This is a genomic window from Streptomyces sp. NPDC111744 (assembly GCF_055634995.1).
On record NZ_JBVKCG010000020.1, the window covers coordinates 1 to 18,122 of the forward strand.

General features: G+C 68.4%; 10 protein-coding genes and 1 pseudogene. 10 read left to right on the forward strand and 1 reads right to left on the reverse strand.

Annotated features, from left to right (window positions below; all coding sequences use genetic code 11):
* Nucleotides 1–258: 258 nt before the first annotated feature.
* The 9 genes and pseudogenes from ACZ7OO_RS33285 to ACZ7OO_RS33325 form a co-directional block, all read left to right on the forward strand.
* Nucleotides 259–837 (forward strand): annotated as a pseudogene (locus ACZ7OO_RS33285) (beta-1,3-glucanase family protein); the annotation flags it as partial.
* 330 nt (nucleotides 838–1,167) lie between these two features.
* Nucleotides 1,168–4,449, forward strand: coding sequence for a S8 family serine peptidase (locus ACZ7OO_RS33290; protein ID WP_471510562.1), 3,282 nt, complete (start codon nucleotides 1,168–1,170; stop codon nucleotides 4,447–4,449).
* 344 nt (nucleotides 4,450–4,793) lie between these two features.
* A complete protein-coding gene (locus tag ACZ7OO_RS33295) occupies nucleotides 4,794–5,408 on the forward strand; it encodes a transposase (RefSeq protein WP_471510563.1) in 615 nt (204 codons plus the stop codon).
* A gap of 159 nt (nucleotides 5,409–5,567) precedes the next feature.
* Entirely contained in the window at nucleotides 5,568–5,921 is a 354-nt protein-coding gene (locus tag ACZ7OO_RS33300; RefSeq protein ID WP_471510564.1) for a winged helix-turn-helix transcriptional regulator, read from the forward strand.
* A 451-nt stretch (nucleotides 5,922–6,372) separates the two neighbouring features.
* Complete coding sequence (locus tag ACZ7OO_RS33305) at nucleotides 6,373–6,699, forward strand: WhiB family transcriptional regulator (protein WP_471510566.1); 327 nt, start codon at nucleotides 6,373–6,375, stop codon at nucleotides 6,697–6,699.
* 504 nt (nucleotides 6,700–7,203) lie between these two features.
* Nucleotides 7,204–10,146, forward strand: coding sequence for an ATP-binding protein (locus tag ACZ7OO_RS33310; RefSeq protein WP_471510568.1), 2,943 nt, complete (start codon nucleotides 7,204–7,206; stop codon nucleotides 10,144–10,146).
* Between the two features lie 110 nt (nucleotides 10,147–10,256).
* On the forward strand, nucleotides 10,257–10,430 hold the full coding sequence (locus ACZ7OO_RS33315) for a hypothetical protein (protein ID WP_471510570.1): 174 nt from the start codon (nucleotides 10,257–10,259) through the stop codon (nucleotides 10,428–10,430).
* Between the two features lie 229 nt (nucleotides 10,431–10,659).
* A complete protein-coding gene (locus ACZ7OO_RS33320) occupies nucleotides 10,660–14,250 on the forward strand; it encodes a S8 family peptidase (protein ID WP_471510572.1) in 3,591 nt (1,196 codons plus the stop codon).
* 32 nt (nucleotides 14,251–14,282) lie between these two features.
* Nucleotides 14,283–14,891, forward strand: a complete 609-nt coding sequence (locus ACZ7OO_RS33325) for a hypothetical protein (RefSeq protein ID WP_471510574.1) — start codon at nucleotides 14,283–14,285, stop codon at nucleotides 14,889–14,891.
* Between the two features lie 472 nt (nucleotides 14,892–15,363).
* Here ACZ7OO_RS33325 and ACZ7OO_RS33330 read toward each other — a convergent pair whose 3' ends face one another.
* A complete protein-coding gene (locus tag ACZ7OO_RS33330; protein WP_471510576.1) occupies nucleotides 15,364–15,681 on the reverse strand; it encodes a hypothetical protein in 318 nt (105 codons plus the stop codon).
* A gap of 1,175 nt (nucleotides 15,682–16,856) precedes the next feature.
* Between ACZ7OO_RS33330 and ACZ7OO_RS33335 the strand changes: the two genes are divergently transcribed.
* Nucleotides 16,857–18,056 (forward strand): cytochrome P450, encoded by a 1,200-nt coding sequence (locus ACZ7OO_RS33335; protein ID WP_471510578.1) that lies wholly within the window; start codon nucleotides 16,857–16,859, stop codon nucleotides 18,054–18,056.
* Nucleotides 18,057–18,122: the final 66 nt, after the last annotated feature.

Here is an 18,122-nt window from a genome sequence, read left to right on the forward strand (position 1 = left end):
GCGCGTCGGCGGAGCTCAAGCGGGTAACGGGAGGGTCGTGCCATGACTCAATCCTTTCACGGAATCGAGTCTCCATTGGACACGGGGCGGTTCAGGCCACAGCCCTGGAGCCGTCCCAGGCGACGCCGCCCGGGCCAGGGACGGACCGGAATCCCGATCTGGTCCACGCCGCCGGTCCGTCCTCTCCCCTCACATCTCTGTACCAGGAACAAGGAGAACAACGTGTCCATCTCTGTGACGTGAAGGACGCTGGCCGCCGTGCTGGCGGCTCTGGACATCGGCCTGGGTACCACCTTGACGGGCACCGGCAGCCAGGCCCAGGCCGCCCTGCCCAGCACCATCCCGCTGACGATCAGCAACAACTCGGGGCGCGGTGACCAGGTCTACCTCTACAACATCGGCACCCTGCTCACCACCGGCCAGCAGGGCTGGGCCGACGCGAACGGCACGTTCCACACCTGGCCCGCCGGGGGCAACCCGCCGACCGACGCGCCCGACGCGTCGATCGCAGGGCCGGCCAACGGCCAGGCCATGACGCTCCAGATGCCGAAGTTCTCCGGTCGGGTCTACTTCTCCTACGGCCAGAAGCTCGTCTTCAAGCTGACCACCGGCGGCCTCGTGCAGCCCGCGGTGCAGAACCCGTCCGACCCCAACAGGAACATCCTGTTCAACTGGATGGAGTACACCCTCAACGATTCCGGCCTGTGGATCAACAGCACCCAGGTCGACATGTTCTCCGCGCCGTACGCGGTCGGCGTGAAGGCCGGCGACGGCTCTGTGAACTCGCGGATCAGTGGAGTACCCAACCTGGCCGGGTCCGCCTCCAACTCACTGCGCGAACTCCGCCTGGGCCTCCACCGCCAGCAGGTGAACCACGCACCGCACACGAGTGGCCGTGCGTGACGGAGTTGTCTCTCCAGCGAGCCAGGTGACACCTGGTTCACGCTGCTCAGACGCAGTCTTACATGATCACAGTCACACCGATCTTCTTGAAATGTCCCGCATGACAGGGAACTCGGGCGCGGCTGCGGTCAGGTAGAGGCGAGGCCGCATCCAGGCGGCCCGTTCTCGGAAGGACTTCGCATGCGGGTCGGAAAACGGTGGCGTCGGACAACGGTAGCCGTCGCTGCCGCGTTCGGCGTGAGCGCGGCCATAGGAGCCGCTGACATGGCCCACGCGGGGCAGTCGCAGGCCAGCACCGCAACGGGTACCCCGGCCTCGGCCGCGCGGATCTCTGATTCGGTCACTCTGATCACCGGTGACAAGGTGAGCCTTGACGCCGCGGGCCATGTGGTTCGGGTGGCGGCCGCCAAGGGCCGTGCGGGCATGAACTTCCAGGTGCAGCAGACCCATGGTCACACCTATGTGATGCCGTGGGACGCGGAGGCGCTGGTCAGCCGTGGCACCCTGGACCGGCGGTTGTTCGATGTCGGCGAGCTGGTCGCGGACGGGTACAGCGACGCCAGGCGTGCCGACTTGCCGCTGATCGTGTCGTACGCCGCAGCCGGGCGCTCCGCGGCGCGGCCCCAGGTTCTGTCGCAGGCTCGGGCGGGGCGGAGTCTGCCGAGCATCGGCGGCGATGTCCTGTACGCGCGGAAGGCCGGTGGCAGCGCGCTGTGGGACACCCTCACCGAGCGCGGCGGAGCGTCGGCGGCGCGCGGCGCGGCACCGGGGATCGCTCATGTCTGGCTGGACTCGAAGGTCCGGGTGGCGCTGGACCGGAGTGTCCCTCAGATCGGTGCCCCGGCGGCGTGGAAGGCGGGTTATGACGGCAAGGGGGTCAAGGTCGCCGTCCTGGACACCGGTGTGGACGACACCCATCCGGATCTGAAGGACCGTGTCGTCGCGGAGAAGAACTTCAGCGACTCCAAGGACACCGTCGACCGTTTCGGTCACGGCACCCACGTGGCGTCCATCGTGGCGGGCTCCGGCGCGAAGTCGGGTGGCCTGTACAAAGGTGTGGCGCCGGGGGCCGACCTGCTGATCGGGAAGGTGCTCGGTGATGACGGCGCCGGAGACTACGCCTCGATCATCGCCGGGATGCAGTGGGCCGTCGGGGAAGGCGCGCGGGTTGTCAACATGAGCCTGGGGCAGGACGACAGCCCGGGCATCGACCCCGTCGAGGAGGCGGTGAACACGCTGTCCGAGCAGTCGGGCACCCTGTTCGTCGTCGCTGCCGGCAACTCCGGCCCCGGTGAGGGCACCATCGGCACGCCCGGCAGCGCGCAGGCGGCGCTGACCGTGGGAGCGGTCGACAAGCAGGACGTCATCGCGTCCTTCTCCAGTCGTGGACCGACGGCCGACGGCGACCTCAAACCGGACATCACCGCGCCGGGGGTGGACATCGTCGCCGCCAAAGCGGCTCAGGGGGTCATCGGCACTCCGGTCGCCGACGGCTATGTGTCTTTGAGCGGGACCTCCATGGCCACTCCCCATGTGGCCGGCGCTGCGGCGCTGCTTGCCGAGCAGCACCCGGACTGGACCGGTGCACGTATCAAGGCCCAGCTCACCGCCTCGGCCAAGGCGGCTCCCGATCTGTCGGCGTTCGTGCAGGGCACCGGACGGGTGGACGTGTCCAGGGCCCTGGACCAGAACATCACCACCGGCCCGACCTCGCTCGGGTTCGGCATCCAGCGTTATCCGCACAGCGACGACCAGCCGGTGACCAAGCAGGTCATGTACCACAACAGCGGGGACAGCCCGGTGACGCTGGACCTGTCGGTGGAGGCGTTCGGTTCCGACGGCAAGCCTGCCGCCGCCGGTATGTTCACCGTCTCGCCCGCCAGGTTGACCGTGCCGGCGGGAGGAGAGGCGAGCACCTCGGTGACCGTCGACACCCGCGCCGGCTCCGCCGACGGCACCTTCGGCGGTTCCCTGGTGGCAACCACGGCCGACGGAAACACCAGCGTGCGCACCGCGGTCGGCGTGCAGCGCGAAGTGCCGTCCTTCAACCTGACCCTCCGTCACCTCGACCTGAAGGGCAGGACCGCCAAAGACGCCATGACCTACGTCTACGGCCTCGACAACAGCCTGCTGGACGGCGTCTCCGGCTCCGACGCGGGTGCCGACGGCACGGTGACGGTCAGGCTGCCCAAGGGGCGGTACGGGCTGCAGAGCCAGATCGGCGCGGACCGCAAGAACATCCTGCTGCAGCCGGAGCTCACCCTCGACCATGACACGACAGTGGACCTGGATGCCCGCAAGACGCACCCGGTGAACATCACGGTGCCTGACAAGGCGGCGAAGAACAACGACGCCGTGATCTTCTACCGCAACACCGCCGGAACCGTGCCGCAGTACACCACGTTCGGGTACGCCGATTACCGCGGCGTCCGCGTGGGCATGCTGGGCAAGCCGGTCCCGGCCGCCAAGGCCACCGCCTACTACACCGGCACCTGGACCGACTCGTCCAGGAAGGGCCACCCCGTCAACTACCGGCTCGGCTGGCCGCGCACCGGTGACCTGTCGGGCTTCACCGCACACGTCACCGCGCGGCAGCTGGTCAGGGTTCCCGTGACCATCGGCTCCCCCGCGCCCGGCAAGAAGGCCACCGTGTCCGTGAGTCCACTGCTGCCCGACGGCAACTGGTACGACGGAGCCCCCGACGATGTGAAACTGCCTGAGACCGCCACCGACTACTTCCTGCCCAACGACCTCAAGTGGCACTACACCGTCTACCAGACCACCGGTGACGCCTCGGAGACGACCGAGGCGGAGTTCGAGTCCAAGCCGCTGTCCTTCGCCGCTCACCGAGACCACAGCCTTCGGTTCGACGTGGGTGTCTTCGGGCCGTCGCTGCCCTCCGGCAGCCCCTGGCCGGGCGCCGACCAGCATGTCGGAGCCGGTGCCACCCGTGCCGGTGACACCCTGCGCGCGTATCTGCCCCTGTTCGGTGACGCCGCCGACCACCTGGGCACCTCCGAGTACACCAAGGCCCGCAGCACCCTGTCGGCGGACGGCAGGCAGATCTTCGCCACGGACACTCCCCTGGTCGGCTCCGCGTATGCCCTGCCCGCCAAGAGCGCCCTGTACCACCTGACCACCGACGTCACACGCGCCCGTGGGGTGTCCGCCGTGTCCACCCGCGTCACCGCGGAATGGACCTTCCACTCGGCGCACGTCGACGGGGACGCGTCCGTACGTCTGCCGCTGTCGGTGGTCCGTTTCTCGCCGCAGCTGGCCGCGGACAGCAGCGCCAAGGCGGGTACGGTCTTCTCCGTGCCGTTCACGGTCGAGGGAGCGGCTACCGCCAGGACCCTCGGACACCTGGACTTCCACGTCTCCTACGACCACGGCAAGACCTGGCACGCGGTCACGTCCCGAAACGGTGCGCTGAGCCTGCGGCACCCGGCGGCGGCCGGCACGGTCTCCCTGCGGGCCCATCTGGTCGATGCCCACGGCAACACCCTGACCCAGACGATCTACGACGCCTATCGCACCATCAAGTGAGCGATGTGATCGGCATCACAGGAACCCGTTCTCCGTCGCGAACAGGTCATTACGAAGGCCACCACACGGAGCGCCTCCGGCAGACCAGGGCTTCCGAGCGGTGACGGACGACTACACGAAGAGGAAAACTGTGCGGACCCACCCCCTCCTCATGGCCATCACCGAGCAACGCATTCCCCCGGTGGCGCTGAACGCCATCACCGTGTTCGTCGTCGCGGTCATCGTGATCGGTGGCGTTGTCCTGGTGCGACGACGCCGGCGATAAGGCGATCGGCGGCGCCGGTCCCGAACCCGCCTCGGGTTCGGGACCGGCGCGTTGTGCGCAGCCGGCTCCGGCCGAGCACGTGGTCGATGCCGCCTACATCACCCCGGCCCATGTCCAACGCGCCCAGCAGGTCCACGGGATCACACTGCTCGGCCCGATCGTCGCCGACCACAGCCGCCAGGCCAAGAGCGGCGAGGGCTTCGGGAAGTCCGCGTTCGCGATCGACTGGGACCTACGGCAGGCGACGTGCCCCCGCGGCAAGACCAGCTCCCAGCCGGGGACACTCCGCATCAACGGCCACGAGTACCTCCAGTTCCGCTTCGCCGAGGCCGACTGCCTGGCCTGCCCGGACCGTCACCCGTGCACCGCCTCGGCCACCAGGCCTCGCTCGATCGCCTTGCTCCCACAGCCGTTGCACGAGATCCAGGTCCGTAACCGCCTCGACCGGCAGGCCCAGGAATGGCAACGACGCTATGCCGTCCGCGCCGGCATCGAGGCGGCGCTCTCCCAGACCGTCCGGAGCAACGGCCTACGCCGCACCCGCTACCGAGGACTCGCCAAGACGCATGTTCAACACGTACTCACCGCCATGGCCTGCAACCTCACCCGCACTGCCGACTGGATCGCCGAAACACCCCGAGGGCGTACACGATCAAGCCGATTCCACACTCTCTGCACTGCAGCCGCCGGATAACCCCTGAAGATCACCAACAGAGTCACGGCATTGGCCCTGGAAGGGCGGTGGCGCACTCCAATGGAGTTCCGAGTGTTCAAACAGACTCACCCCAGATGGCGACATACAGATGTATTTCTCATTCATCTTGATCCTCACACCAAGCCGTACTCTGACTCCATGGCGATGGAACAGACCCACGATTCCGGACAGTGCAGGGCGGTGGACGGCAGCATCACACGTGTCTTCGAAGTGCTCGGAAAGCGCTGGAACGGGCCGATCCTGTCCGTCCTGATGGGGCAGCCGGCCCACTTCGCCAGCCTGCGCCGGGCCATCCCCGGCATCAGCGAGCGCATGCTCTCCGACCGGCTTGCCGAACTCGGCGCCGCAGGACTCGTTGTGCGTGAGGTCGAAGAGGGGCCCCCACTGCGGGTCTCCTACGGCCTCACCGAGAAGGGCGCCGCGTTGGAAGTCTCACTCAGAGAACTCGGCAAGTGGGCGAAGCAGCACATGCCGGAAGAACCGGGCTGCTGACCATCCACGAAGGGCTGCGCACTCGCTTGTCGGCGGACACAGTTCTCTTTCCCCAGCCCCGCACGAGCGAACGTCCTGGGCTGCCTGGCCGTCGTACGGCGGGGCCAACCGATAGTCAGCCGACCCCTGCACAGGGCGGTCTGTCCAGGTGGGTGTAGCCCCATGGCGCAGGGGCTCCTGTGCGGCACGCCCTTGACGGACCGTTGTCCTACCAGAGAGGTCGGGCGGACGACTCCTGTCCCGAAACTACCGCAAAGCGATCATTTTGTAGCAAAACCCGAGTCAATAATCGCACACAGCGAACGGCCGCCAAGATCGTGCCCGTGTTGTCAACCATGCGATCACCCGATGGAGCCGAATCCGGGAGCGGTGAGTTCTCTCTTACGCGATGGGCATACGGTCTGCACAAGCCCCTACGTGTGGGGGACAGAGCCTGCACAGGGGCGGTGGCATGTTCGTGGACGAGCGGGAGTGGGAAACACGGGCGAAGTGTCGCACTGTCGACCCTGAGGAGTTGTTCGTCGAAGGTGCGGCCCAGAAACGTGCGAAGGCCGTGTGCGGAGGTTGCCCGGTCAGCACCGAGTGCCTCGCCTGCGCCCTCGACAACCGTATCGAGCACGGCATCTGGGGAGGCATGACCGAGCGCGAACGCCGTAGCCTGTTGCGGCGGCGCCCGATGGTGACCTCCTGGCGCGTTCTGCTGGAGACCGCCCATACCGAGCACGCCCTGGACCGACCGGTATCGGCTGAGGCCACCAACCGTGACAGGACGGCTTGAACGCGCCTTTGTGTATCCCTCGCGCGGACCAGATGGGTTGATTGATCGCTTGGGCGCTGGTCCGACGCGAACACATGACGAGTCACCCCTCACGTCACCGCGGGGGGGTAAGTGCTTCGGTTCGCGGCGCCCGACTGCGGCCGGACATGGCGCAACCCGGGCGGGTGTGTACGCCGTGCAGCGACCGACAGCGACCCGCGACCGGCGTGCCTGGCTGGGCAGCGGAGTGCGCGGTGCCGGGGCCCATCCCGATTCCCTGCCGGACAGCAGCGTTGACCATTCGCGACTGTTCTCTGTGGATTGCTTGGGGGGTGTGGCGGTCTGGTACTCGTTGCCGGCCAGGCGCGGGCACGCACCGTCACGCCCGGAACTCTCCTGGCGGGACAGGACACAGTGGAGCGACTCGAACGGTGTGCCGGAGTCTCGCTGGTGAAAGCGGCGGCGTCACCTCTGTGAATCAGGGATAAAGTCGGCGCTGGTGTAGTGGGGGTCGGCTGAGGGGACATGGCAGTGGTTGGGGGGACGCGTAAGGACGGTGGTCGGCTTCCGGCACTGTCCGCGCCGCGGTTCGTCGGCCGGGACCGTGAACTGGACACGCTTGGATCGGCGCTCCAACGGGCCCCCGCGGTCGTGCTGATCGAGGGTGAGGCGGGCATCGGCAAAACCCGTCTGCTGCGTGAGTTCCTGGCGTCCCAGGCGGAGCAGGGACGGCATGCCCTGATCGGTGCCTGCCTGGAGTTGCGGGTTCCGTACACCCTCGGAGCGGTGGTGGACGCGGTGCGCGACGGCGTCGACAACGTTGCCGGGTTGGGGCTCAGCGGGCTGGGAGGGGCGCTGAGGCCGTTGTTCCCCGAGTGGGCCGCCGACCTGCCGCCGGCTCCGGAGGCGCTGGAGGACGCCACCGCCGCCCGGCACCGGTTGTTCCGGGCGTTCGTCGAGGTCCTCGGCCGACTCGACGTCGCGGTCCTCGCGCTGGAGGACGTCCACTGGGCCGACGAGGCAACCCTTGAGTTCCTGCTGTTCCTTGTCTCCCGCCGACCGCAGCCGGTGAGTGTGGTCCTGACCTTTCGCCGGGACGAAGTGCCGTCGGCTTCGCTGCTGCTGCGGCTGTCCTCGCGGCTGCCCTCCGACACACATCTGGTCAGACTGACGCCAGCATCGCTGGATGTCGGGGAGACCGCCTCGTTCGTCTCGTCGATGCTGGCCGGCGAATACGTATCGAACGAGTTCGCGGCCTTTCTGCACGCCCGCACCGAGGGCGTACCACTGGCGGTGGAGGAATCGGTACGGCTGATGCACGACCGCGCCGAGCTGGTCCTCCGGGATGGCGGCTGGGCACGACGACGGCTGGAACGCATCGAGGTTCCGCCCACGATCCGCGACGCCATGCTCGAACGCGTCCAGCGGCTTCGCGACGACACCCGCACCGTCCTCTACGCGGCGGCAGTGCTCTCCGGCCCGGCCGACTACACGACGCTGCTCGCGGTCACGGGTCTGGCGGAGGAGCGGTTCGCGGCGCAGGCGGCCGAGGCGCTCGCCAGCGGGCTGCTGCGCGAGGACAGATCCGGGCAGTGGTCGTTCCGGCATCCGCTGGCGTCCTATGCCGTTTACGACGCCATCCCGGCCGGCGACCGACGCGCCATGCACCTGCGGGCGGGCCGGACCATGGAACAGTGGGCGGTGCCCCCCGTGGCGCAGTTGGCGCGGCACTTCCGGCTGGCCGGCGACGTCGAGGCCGCGTGCCGGTACACCGAGGAAGCGGCCGACCTCTGCACCCAGTCCGGCGACGTGGCCACCTCGGCATTGCTGATACACAGCCTGGTCGCCACCGTTCCGCTCCCCGCCGGCGCGTTGGTACGTCTGGTGACGAAAATCCAGTTCCAGGCGCTGTCCGGATCCGACCCGCACTCGCCGATCGTCGAATCGCTGCGTTCGGCTCTCGCAGGGCAGGTCCTCACGCCGATGGAGCAGGCGTCCGTCCGCTACCAGGTCGGCCGGGCCCTCATGGCGGGAGGTGAGATGGACGCGGGCCGCGGCGAGATCCTCCTCGCGGTGCCTCATCTGCCGCCGGGATCCGCGGAGCTGGCGCGTGCCCGCATCCTGCTGGCTCTGCCCCTGGGGAGGAACCCGCGGCCGGTCTCGGAGCACCTGCGGTGGCTGCGGGAGGCGCCGACGCCGGCGCAGTCGATCGCTTCCCTCGACCGTCTCCACTTGTCGGCCGATCGCGCGTTCGCGCTTCTGTCGCTGGGCGAGGAGGCGGGATGGGCCGCGGCCCGGGAGATCCCGGACGACGTACCGGATCCGCGGGCGGCGTCGATTGTCACGATAGGCCACGCCAATGTCGGCGAGGAGGCTGCGCGGTGGGGACGGTACGAGGAGGCCGGTGCCCGACTCGAGAAGGCCAGGACCCTCGCCGAGCGCCACCTGCTCTTGTCCCATCTCAGCAGCATCGCCTCCTCCCGGGCCCACCTGGACTGGTTCACCGGCGCCTGGTCGGGACTCGCCGAGCAGACGACACGCCTGATCGACGACACCAGCGGCGTACGGCTCAAGGACCGGTGCGAGGCGGCGCTCGTCGCGGGCTTGCTCCAGGCCGCCGCCGGAGACCGGGAAGCGGCCAAGGAACAGCTGCGTTTCGCCGGACGCGACGATCAGCAACGCATCGAGGCCGCGGCCGCGCTGGCCCAACTGTGCCTGCACGAAGGAGACGTGGAGGAGGCGCTCCGTCTGACCGACGAACTCGCCGAGATCGCTGTCGGGGGCGGTCTGTGGTCCCGTACCGTCGAGTTCGCCCCGGTGCGTACGGCAGTCCTGGCCGCGGCCGGTCGGCTCGGCTGTGCCTCCATGGTGGTGAACGCTTTCGCGACGGCGTTGGGCGACCGGGACGCGCCGGCGCCACAGGCGTCTTTGACGTTGTGCCGCGCGATCCTGGCTGAGGCCGACGGCCGCCTCGCGGACGCCGCCACGCTGTTCGACCGCGCGGCCGCCCTATGGGAGACGCTGCCGCGCCCGTACCATGCGCTGCTCGCCAAGGAGCGCTCCGCCCGCTGCCTGCTCGCGGACGGCCGGGATGAGGCCGCGCTGCCCGTGTTGGCTGACCTGGCGCGGGCGCTGACGGAACTCGGCGCCCACAACGACGCCGACCGGATTTCCCGGTTCCTCGCCGGGCGGGGAGGGAACGCCCACACCGTCACGCGCGGCCGGGGGCGTCCCGGCTATGGCAACCGGCTCTCGCCGCGCGAGCTGGAGGTGGCCCGGCTGCTGGTCGAGGGGCTGACCAACCGGCAGATCGCCGACGTTCTGATGGTGTCGGCGCAGACGATCGCCAGCCAGGTGAAGTCGGCGATGCGCAAACTGGATGTGACCTCGCGCACGGCACTCGCGGTCAGGGTCGTCGAGTCGGGCCTCGTCGGCAACCTGACCACACCGTCCCTGAACGACGAGTGAATTCCGCAAGCCGTGCAACGGACGACGAAATTCCGGGAACCGAACGGCCGGTTTAAATCCCGCATCTGACTGATCGTGCCGGTAGCCGGCGTGGTCGCACACTCGGTGCCATGCCTTCCGCTGAACACCCGACGCACGCGCCGAAAGACGACCAGCCCGAACCGGTACTCCGTCCTCAAGACGAACCGGTGGCGGCCAAAGAGCCGTCCGACGCGGAGGACGTCACCACCATCCGCAGTGGCAGGGCCGGTGCCGACGACGACGCCGAGTACGAACCGCTCTGACGTGTAAGCCCACGGCGCGAGTCGCCGAGTGCCCCCAGTCCGCTGGAGGGGCTCGGCGTCCTCGTATGCACAGGGAGCCCGAACCTGACGCGCCGCAGACCTGCGGCCCGAACCTGTGCCCACGTTCCATGTCGTTCCTCGCAAGGGAGACTCATAGATGAGGTCAAGCGCAAGAAGGCGCGTCAACAGACGCTGGGGCGCGGTGACCGTCGGCCTGACCGTCTTTGGCATGCTTGCGACGCCGACGGCCAACGCCGCCGACCCGGCCCCGCAGACGGCGCCATCGGGTGTCGTGAAGACGAAGAGCCCACAGACTTTTGCTGCCAATGACGACCTGGCGCGGATCGTCTCCGCGGCCGGCGGATCCGTCCCGGTCACGCTGGTCACCGGCGACACGGTCGACGTCGGTGTCGACGACCGTGGCAAGCCGGTGGTCCGCGACACCCACAGCACGCCACGGCCCGATGGACTGCCGGTCGTGTTCCACACCCTCACCCGCCAGGGCAAGGTGTACGCCGTGCCGGACGACGCGCTCGACCTGGTCGGCCAGGGACTGCTCGACTGGTCGCTCTTCGACCTCGAGGAGCTGGTGACGCTCGCCGCGGCGGGCAAGAGCGACACGGTGCCGGTGCTCGTCACCTACACCGGCACCGCCGCGACCGACACGACGCGGAGAGTTGCCGGGGCCTCGGGCGGCAGGGACCTGCCGAGCATCAACGGCCGCTCGCTGAAGATCGCCGGCAACGGGCAGTGGTGGCAGGGGGTTCGGGGCAAGACGGCTTCGACACCGGCGACCGCCCGGTCCGCCGGCTCCCTCGCCGGGGTCAAGAAGGTCTGGCTCGACGGCATGTCCCACATCGACCTCGAGCAGTCGGTGCCCCAGATCGGCGCACCCGTGGCCTGGAAACGTGGCTACGACGGCACCGGCGTGAAGGTGGCGGTGCTGGACACCGGTATCGACGCCACCCACCCGGACGTGTCCGCGAGCATCGCCGGGCAGGTCGACTTCACCGGCAGCCCCAACGGTGCCAAGGACGGCCACGGCCACGGCACCCACGTCGCCTCCACGGTCCTGGGCAGCGGCGCCGCCTCCAACGGCCTGCGCAAGGGCGTCGCACCCGGCGCCAAGCTGCTCGTGGGCAAAGTCTGCGACGACCAGGGACAGTGTCCCGACGACGCGATCATCGCGGGCATGGACTGGGCCGCCCACTCAGGGGCCAAGGTCGTCAACATGAGCCTGGGCGGTGAGCCCACCGACGGCACCGACCCCCTGAGCCAGGCGCTCAACGAACTCAGCCGGTCCACCGGAACCCTGTTCGTGGTCGCGGCCGGCAACTCCGGTTTCGTCGCGCAGAAGGTCGTCGCCCCGGGCTCCGCCGACGACGCACTGACGGTGGCGGCCGTCGACAAGAACGACGCGATGGCGACGTTCTCCAACCACGGACCGCGTATCGGTGACGGCGCCGCCAAGCCCGACATCGCGGCCCCGGGCGTCGCCATCACCGCGGCCCGCGCCGCGGGCACGTCCATGGGCACGCCGGTGGACCAGTACTACACCACCGCCAACGGGACCTCGATGGCCACGCCCCATGTGGCCGGCGCCGCGGCCATCATCGCCCAGCAGCATCCGGAGATGACCGGTCAGCAGATCAAGGCACTGCTGATGGACACCGCCGCCGACCTGGGACATGACCTGTACGCCCAGGGCGCCGGCCTGGTGGACCTCGCGACCGCCACGAACCCGCAGATCATCCCGCGGGGGAACCTGAACTTCGACCGCCTGACCTACCCGCACTCGGCGCAGACGAAGAAGATCACGTACACCAACAGCACCGACAAGGCGGCCACGCTGCATCTGACGCTGCCGGTCTCCTTCGGCGACGGCAGCCCGGCCCCGGCAGGACTGTTCACCCTCAGCACGGACACGGTGGTCGTTCCCGCCCATGGGTCCGCCGAGGTGTCGGTGACGCTCGACGGCAGGGTACTGGGCACCGACGGGCCCTACGGCACCTACAACGGGCTGCTGAGCGCCCGTGACGACTCCGGCGCGGTACAGGTCAGCTCCAGGATCCACACCTTCCTCGAGGCCCAGAAGTTCCCGCTCACCCTGAAGGTCGTTCCCCCGGCGGGCGCCACAGACGTCCACTACGGCGTCGTCACCTTCACGCCGGTCGACGACCAGGTCTACCTGCACTCCGGCCAGACCCTCACACCCGGCGCGGACACCGTGACCGAGCAGCTCTTCCGCGGCGCCTACGCGGCGCAGATACCGGTCACCTGGCGGAACGCGGACGGCGACCTGCAGCAGGCCACACCCATGGCACCGGAGGTGAGCCTCACCAAGGCGAGCACGGTCACGCTGGACCTGCGCAAGGCCCAGCCGCTCACCGTGCAGTACCCGGAGACCACCGAGACCTACAACGCGACCGACGGCATCAACCGGGTCTCGAAGACCGGGGCCTGGACGATGGGCACAACGCTCTCGTTCGACTACAAGGCCGCCGAACCGAACTGGTGGGTGCTGCCCACCGACAAGGTGAGCCAGGGAACCCTCACCCACGACTTCTACAACGTGGGAACGACTCCCGTCATCACCATGCGCGCCACCGGCGGCGGTTCCTCCTCCGTCCTGTCCGCCCGTTACGTGACCCCGAACGCAGCGCTGTCCGAGTCGCAGGGGTGGCTGCGTGACAATGGGGACCCGAGCACCCGCGAAGCCTCGATCCCGGTTCCCCGACTGCCGGTCAAGGGAGACCTGCCGGTGGTGTACGCCGGCACCGGGTCCGCCGCCGAACTCGCGGACGCTGACGTCCGGGGCAAGCTCGTCCTGCTGACGCCGACCGACATCTGTCAGGACACCTGTGACTACGCCACGCTGCGGGACGAACGGGTGGCCGCCGCTTCCGCCGCCGGTGCCGTGGGCGTGCTGGTCGCGGCACCTGGCCTCACCTCGCTGGGCAAGCCCTCGCTGTTCGACCAGTGCCTGGACGGGCCGCAGAGCTGCCCGGCGATCCAGTCGTACGCCGCACTGCCCATCGTCAGCGTGCCCTACGCCCAGGCCGAAGCCCTGATCAAGCGGATCAAGGTCCACGGGCGGCACGTCCGGATCCGCCTCGGCGGCAACGCCGTGCCCAGGGCGTACACCGCCACCTACCACGAGGACGGACAACTCCAGCAGAACGCCCACCGGCTCGGGAAGGACGACCTCGACCGGGTCGACCTCTCCTTCCACGCGTCACGGCCCGGAGTGGTGCACCAGCTCAGCTGGAAGCAGTCCATCCAGGGCGTCACTGCCTCGTCGCTGGTGTCCCTGCCAGAACCGCCCACCCAGCAGACCATGACCGTTTTCGCCAAGCAGGAGAACAACGCCATCAGCCGGTTCAGCGCCTCCTGGGCCGAGATCGGAGCGGACCACTTCCTGACGCACAACCGCCAGGAGATGAACGACATCGTCCTCACCGGCACCGACGAGATCCACTGGAACGCGGGGCCGTCCGTACCGGGGGCCGCGCAAGAGGTGCGGACCAGGTCCGGATTCTCGGTCTCGGCCGGACCGTGCTCGGGCTGCCGGCAGGGCGATACCTTCTACCCCACCCTCTTCCTCACGGACAGCGGCGGCGGCCGCCAGGCCCTGATCGGCATCGTCGGCGACGAGCTCCTTCAGCACGACTTCAGCGAGCTCCCCTCCTGTGGGACAACTCCCTCCGCCACCGTGCCGAACCTCGACTTCACCTGCGACGTCAACCTGCTGAACGCGTCCGGTGACGCGATCGAGCGTCGCACGGAACACCTCCCCGACGAGGACTGGACGACCCTGTGATGGCACCCGACACCGCCAAGGAGATAGACACGATGAACACCCCAGTGCCGTCGACGCGGCGCCGCAGAGGGGCCCTCCTGCTGCTCGCAGCCGCCGCGATGGTCGCGCTCTCCGGCTGCAAGGGCGGTGACCTCGTCTCGTACGATCTTCCGGCCAAGTCCGCGCGGTACACGTTCGAAACGCAGACCAACGACGTCAAGACGGTATGGCAGTACACCTCCGCCACGGCGACCAAGAACGACGCCCCGACGCAGAGCCCGTGCATCGGTGAGTCGGTCGGCAGCAACCAGGCGGCGTGCCGCCCGGAGCCGCTGATCTTCCTGCGCTACGACTTCGGCCTGGCCCTCGACAACACCGCCAAGGCCGGAGAGAACCACGAGGTCACCATCGTCGGCTACTACCAGCAGCGACTCACCGACCTGCCCAAGGTGACCTCCCTGAAGGCGGAGACCACCTTCGACGGGGGCAGCACCTGGCACCCGGCGACCACGAAGGCGACCGGAAAGAACACGTTCACCGCGACGGTCAAAAACCCCCGGCGGGACCAGGCTGCCCAGGGCGTCGGACTGAGGATCAGCGCGACCGACAGCCAGGGCGACACCGTCAGGCAGACCATTCCCACGGCGTACACGCTGCGCTGACGGCGGCCGCCACCCGCGGCTCGACAGGCAGGGGGCGGGACCGAGTCCCGCCCCCTTGTCGTCCCTGGACGGGCCGGCCGGGTGTGAGGACCAGGACGGCCTTCACGGTGTGGGTGATACGGGTCGCGCCGCACCAGAGCTTCCACGGCAGGCGCCGCTGCTCCGGGCAGCCCGGACGTGCTCACCCAACGCGCGGATACCCGCATGGGACAGGTTGACGGCTCGCTGCCCGGCGGAGAGCCGGGGCTTGGACCAAGGCCGGGTAGTTGGCGTTTTCGCAGGTAGTGCAAGCGAGTTGAAGACTTCTCGACGCAGAGCAACAGAGCTCGTTGGTACAGGCGGTCGACCAGGACAGCTTGTCCCGAAGGAACTCCGTCGCCCCGTTCGAGCTGGTGGACACGGTCCTCGCGGAGACGAGGACGGCAGCTCAACCTCGGACCGCCCCGAACCACCCGAAACGATCACTCCGAAATCAAGCCGGTGGATCCGGGGTGAGCCACTCACGGGAGCTGCGCCGGTGGAGCAGCACCAGCATCACCGTGCCCAGGACCACCCCGATGACACCCCCCGGGCTTCTTTCCATCACCATCGCGCAGAAGGCGCCAACGACGTACACCGACAGTGTCACGGTGAGAGTGATGCGCAGTACGCCGCGGCCTGGCTGAAGGTAAAAGACCTGGACGACACTGGCCACAGCAGGCAGAAGCGACAGCACCTGCACGAACACAGACCCGGGGTAGTACTGCAAGGCGATGCCCACCACTGCAATTGCCACAAAGACCATGAGCACGTAGAGCAGTATGCGCAGTGCCCTGACTGTACCTGGAAGCGCCACCGTGTTCTCCTTGGGTTCTTGCCGCGGGGCCACATGGTTTAAACGGGCCACACGATGGCACGGGTTCACTTGAGCTTGGTCCGCTTCGTCCAGCCACTGGCGCGAGGCTTTTTGGTCTTACTTCGGTTTGGTGGACACCTCAGCCCGTCCCCGCCAGCCGGCTGCAGCCCAGCCGCCGTCGGCGAGCATGACTGCCAGATCGGGCAGAGCCCCACACGAAAACGACAGTTCCGGCATCGTCTTCGAACCAGGCGCTCGAGGCCGGCACACCCTTCGACACCGTCAAACCCTGACGTTCGTCACCGAGTTCGAGCCCACGACCTCGACCACGGAGGGGCACGCCCGTCACACCTGCGGGCGTCTTCGACGAGCCAACCACTTGCCCGCTCAAGCACACACTTCGTTCAGGTCATCGACGGAGCGTAGGCGGCACGCGCATCACGTGCTGGGCCATCGACGCAGCTCACTGCAAGCAACCCGGAGTGGGAGGAGTAGTCGAGGATCGAAGAGACGGCCACCGGGCGCCTTTGTGCGCAGGACCCAAGTCGGCTGCGCCTGTCGCCCGGAGCTCACTGAGAGGCCGGTCGCCTGAGACAGGACCGCCAAGCACACCTGCACCCCTAAGCCTGCGACGAACCGTCTCATGGCAGGCGGCCTGCCGGCGCGACACCCCCCCGCCCGCACCTGCCATGTCAGGCGCGGTTCTCGGAAGGGAACTTGGGATCTGGCTCCATGCCCCAACGCCTTGTGGCACAGGGGGCTTCGTCTCAACCACGCGGGGACACCCATGTGAGGTTCAGGTCAAAGTGCGCGTCTTGTGGGGTCCGCTTCACGACCAGGCGGCAGGCGAGTTCGAGGAACGCCGGCCCAGCTCCTTGGGCAGGTACTCCCACTGCGTCCCGGTGTGCAGCACGTATCGAGGGCCGCCAGACTCCACTAGCTTGACGGGTCAATTATATTGCTGTTGGATTCTTCGTGCATCCACGATCTCACCACGTTTCCCTTCCCTCACGGGCGCAGAGCGGGCGGCAGCATCCGCAAGCCGCACACGCCGCCGACGTGGGCTCCCCAGCGCCGAAGGGTCTCGGCCGCCTTCACGCTTGCGTTTCACCACTTCCCTGGAGTTCACCATGACCGAACAGCTCACGCGCGGGTTCGTCGCCACGGACCGTGATGCCCGATGTCCGTTCGATCCTTCCGAGCGACTCGCGGAGATGGCCCGCCGAGAAGAGCCCACCCGCGTCAGGGTGTTCGAACGGGAACACGGCGAGGTCGAAGTACTGACCTTCCACCGGTACGCCGATGTCCGGGCTCTGTACAACGATCCTCGTCTCGACCACAGCTTCATCCCCGCGCCCGACGGAGCCCTGGAGACAGCGCAGCCGGGATTCTTCCCCCGCTATCACGGCGCGGACCACGCCCGGCTGCGCCGCATGGTCGCGGGTCCCTTCACTCCCAAGCGCGTCGCACAGCTGCGGCCGAGGATCGAGACCATCATCTCCGACCTCCTGGACGAGGTGGAGGAAGCGGGACCTGGCGTCGACCTGGTCAAGGCGTACGCCCTGCCCCTGCCCTCCATCGTGATCGGCGAGATTTTGGGTATCCCCAGCGCCGAGCACCGGGACTTCGACCGGACGTGCGCCGGGATCGTCGACCTCTCGCTGCCTCCCGAGGAGGCATTCAAGAACTTCACCCGGCTCAACGACTATGTCGGCGGCCTGGTGGCCCAGAACCACAACAACCCGACCGACGGCCTGATCGGCGCGCTGGTGGAGCAGCGGCACGGCGAAGTCAGCGACGAGGAGATCGTCGGTATGGTCAGCGCGCTGGTTCTCGCGGGCCACGAGACATCGGCGTCCACGATCGCACTCAGCACACTGGCGCTGATGCAGCAGCCCGATCAGCTCGCCGTCCTCCTCGACGACGCCAACTCGACCGCCGACGCGGCGGAGGAACTGCTCCGCTACCTGAGCATCGCGGGTGGCTTCCCCCGGATGGCGACCGAGGACGTCACCATCGGCGGACATACCGTGAAGGCCGGCGAGTGGGTCGTCGCCTCCCCGCTGAACGCGAACCGTGACCCCCAGGTCGTCTCCGGCGACCCGAACGTCCTCGACCTGACCCGCGCGCCGATCCAGGTCATGACCTTCGGGTCCGGCATCCACCAGTGCCCGGGCCAGCACCTGGCCCGCGCGGAACTGCAGATGGCTTTGATCCCCCTCTTCCGCCGGTTCCCCGGCCTACGTCTCGCCGTGCCGGCCGAGGAACTGTCCTTCCACCGCTTCGGACCGAACGTCTACGCCCTGGACGCGCTGCCCGTCACCTGGTGACCTGCCGCCCGACAGACCTCGCGGGAATCCCGAGCCTTCGCCGCACGGGGCTCCTCGCCGTTCTCG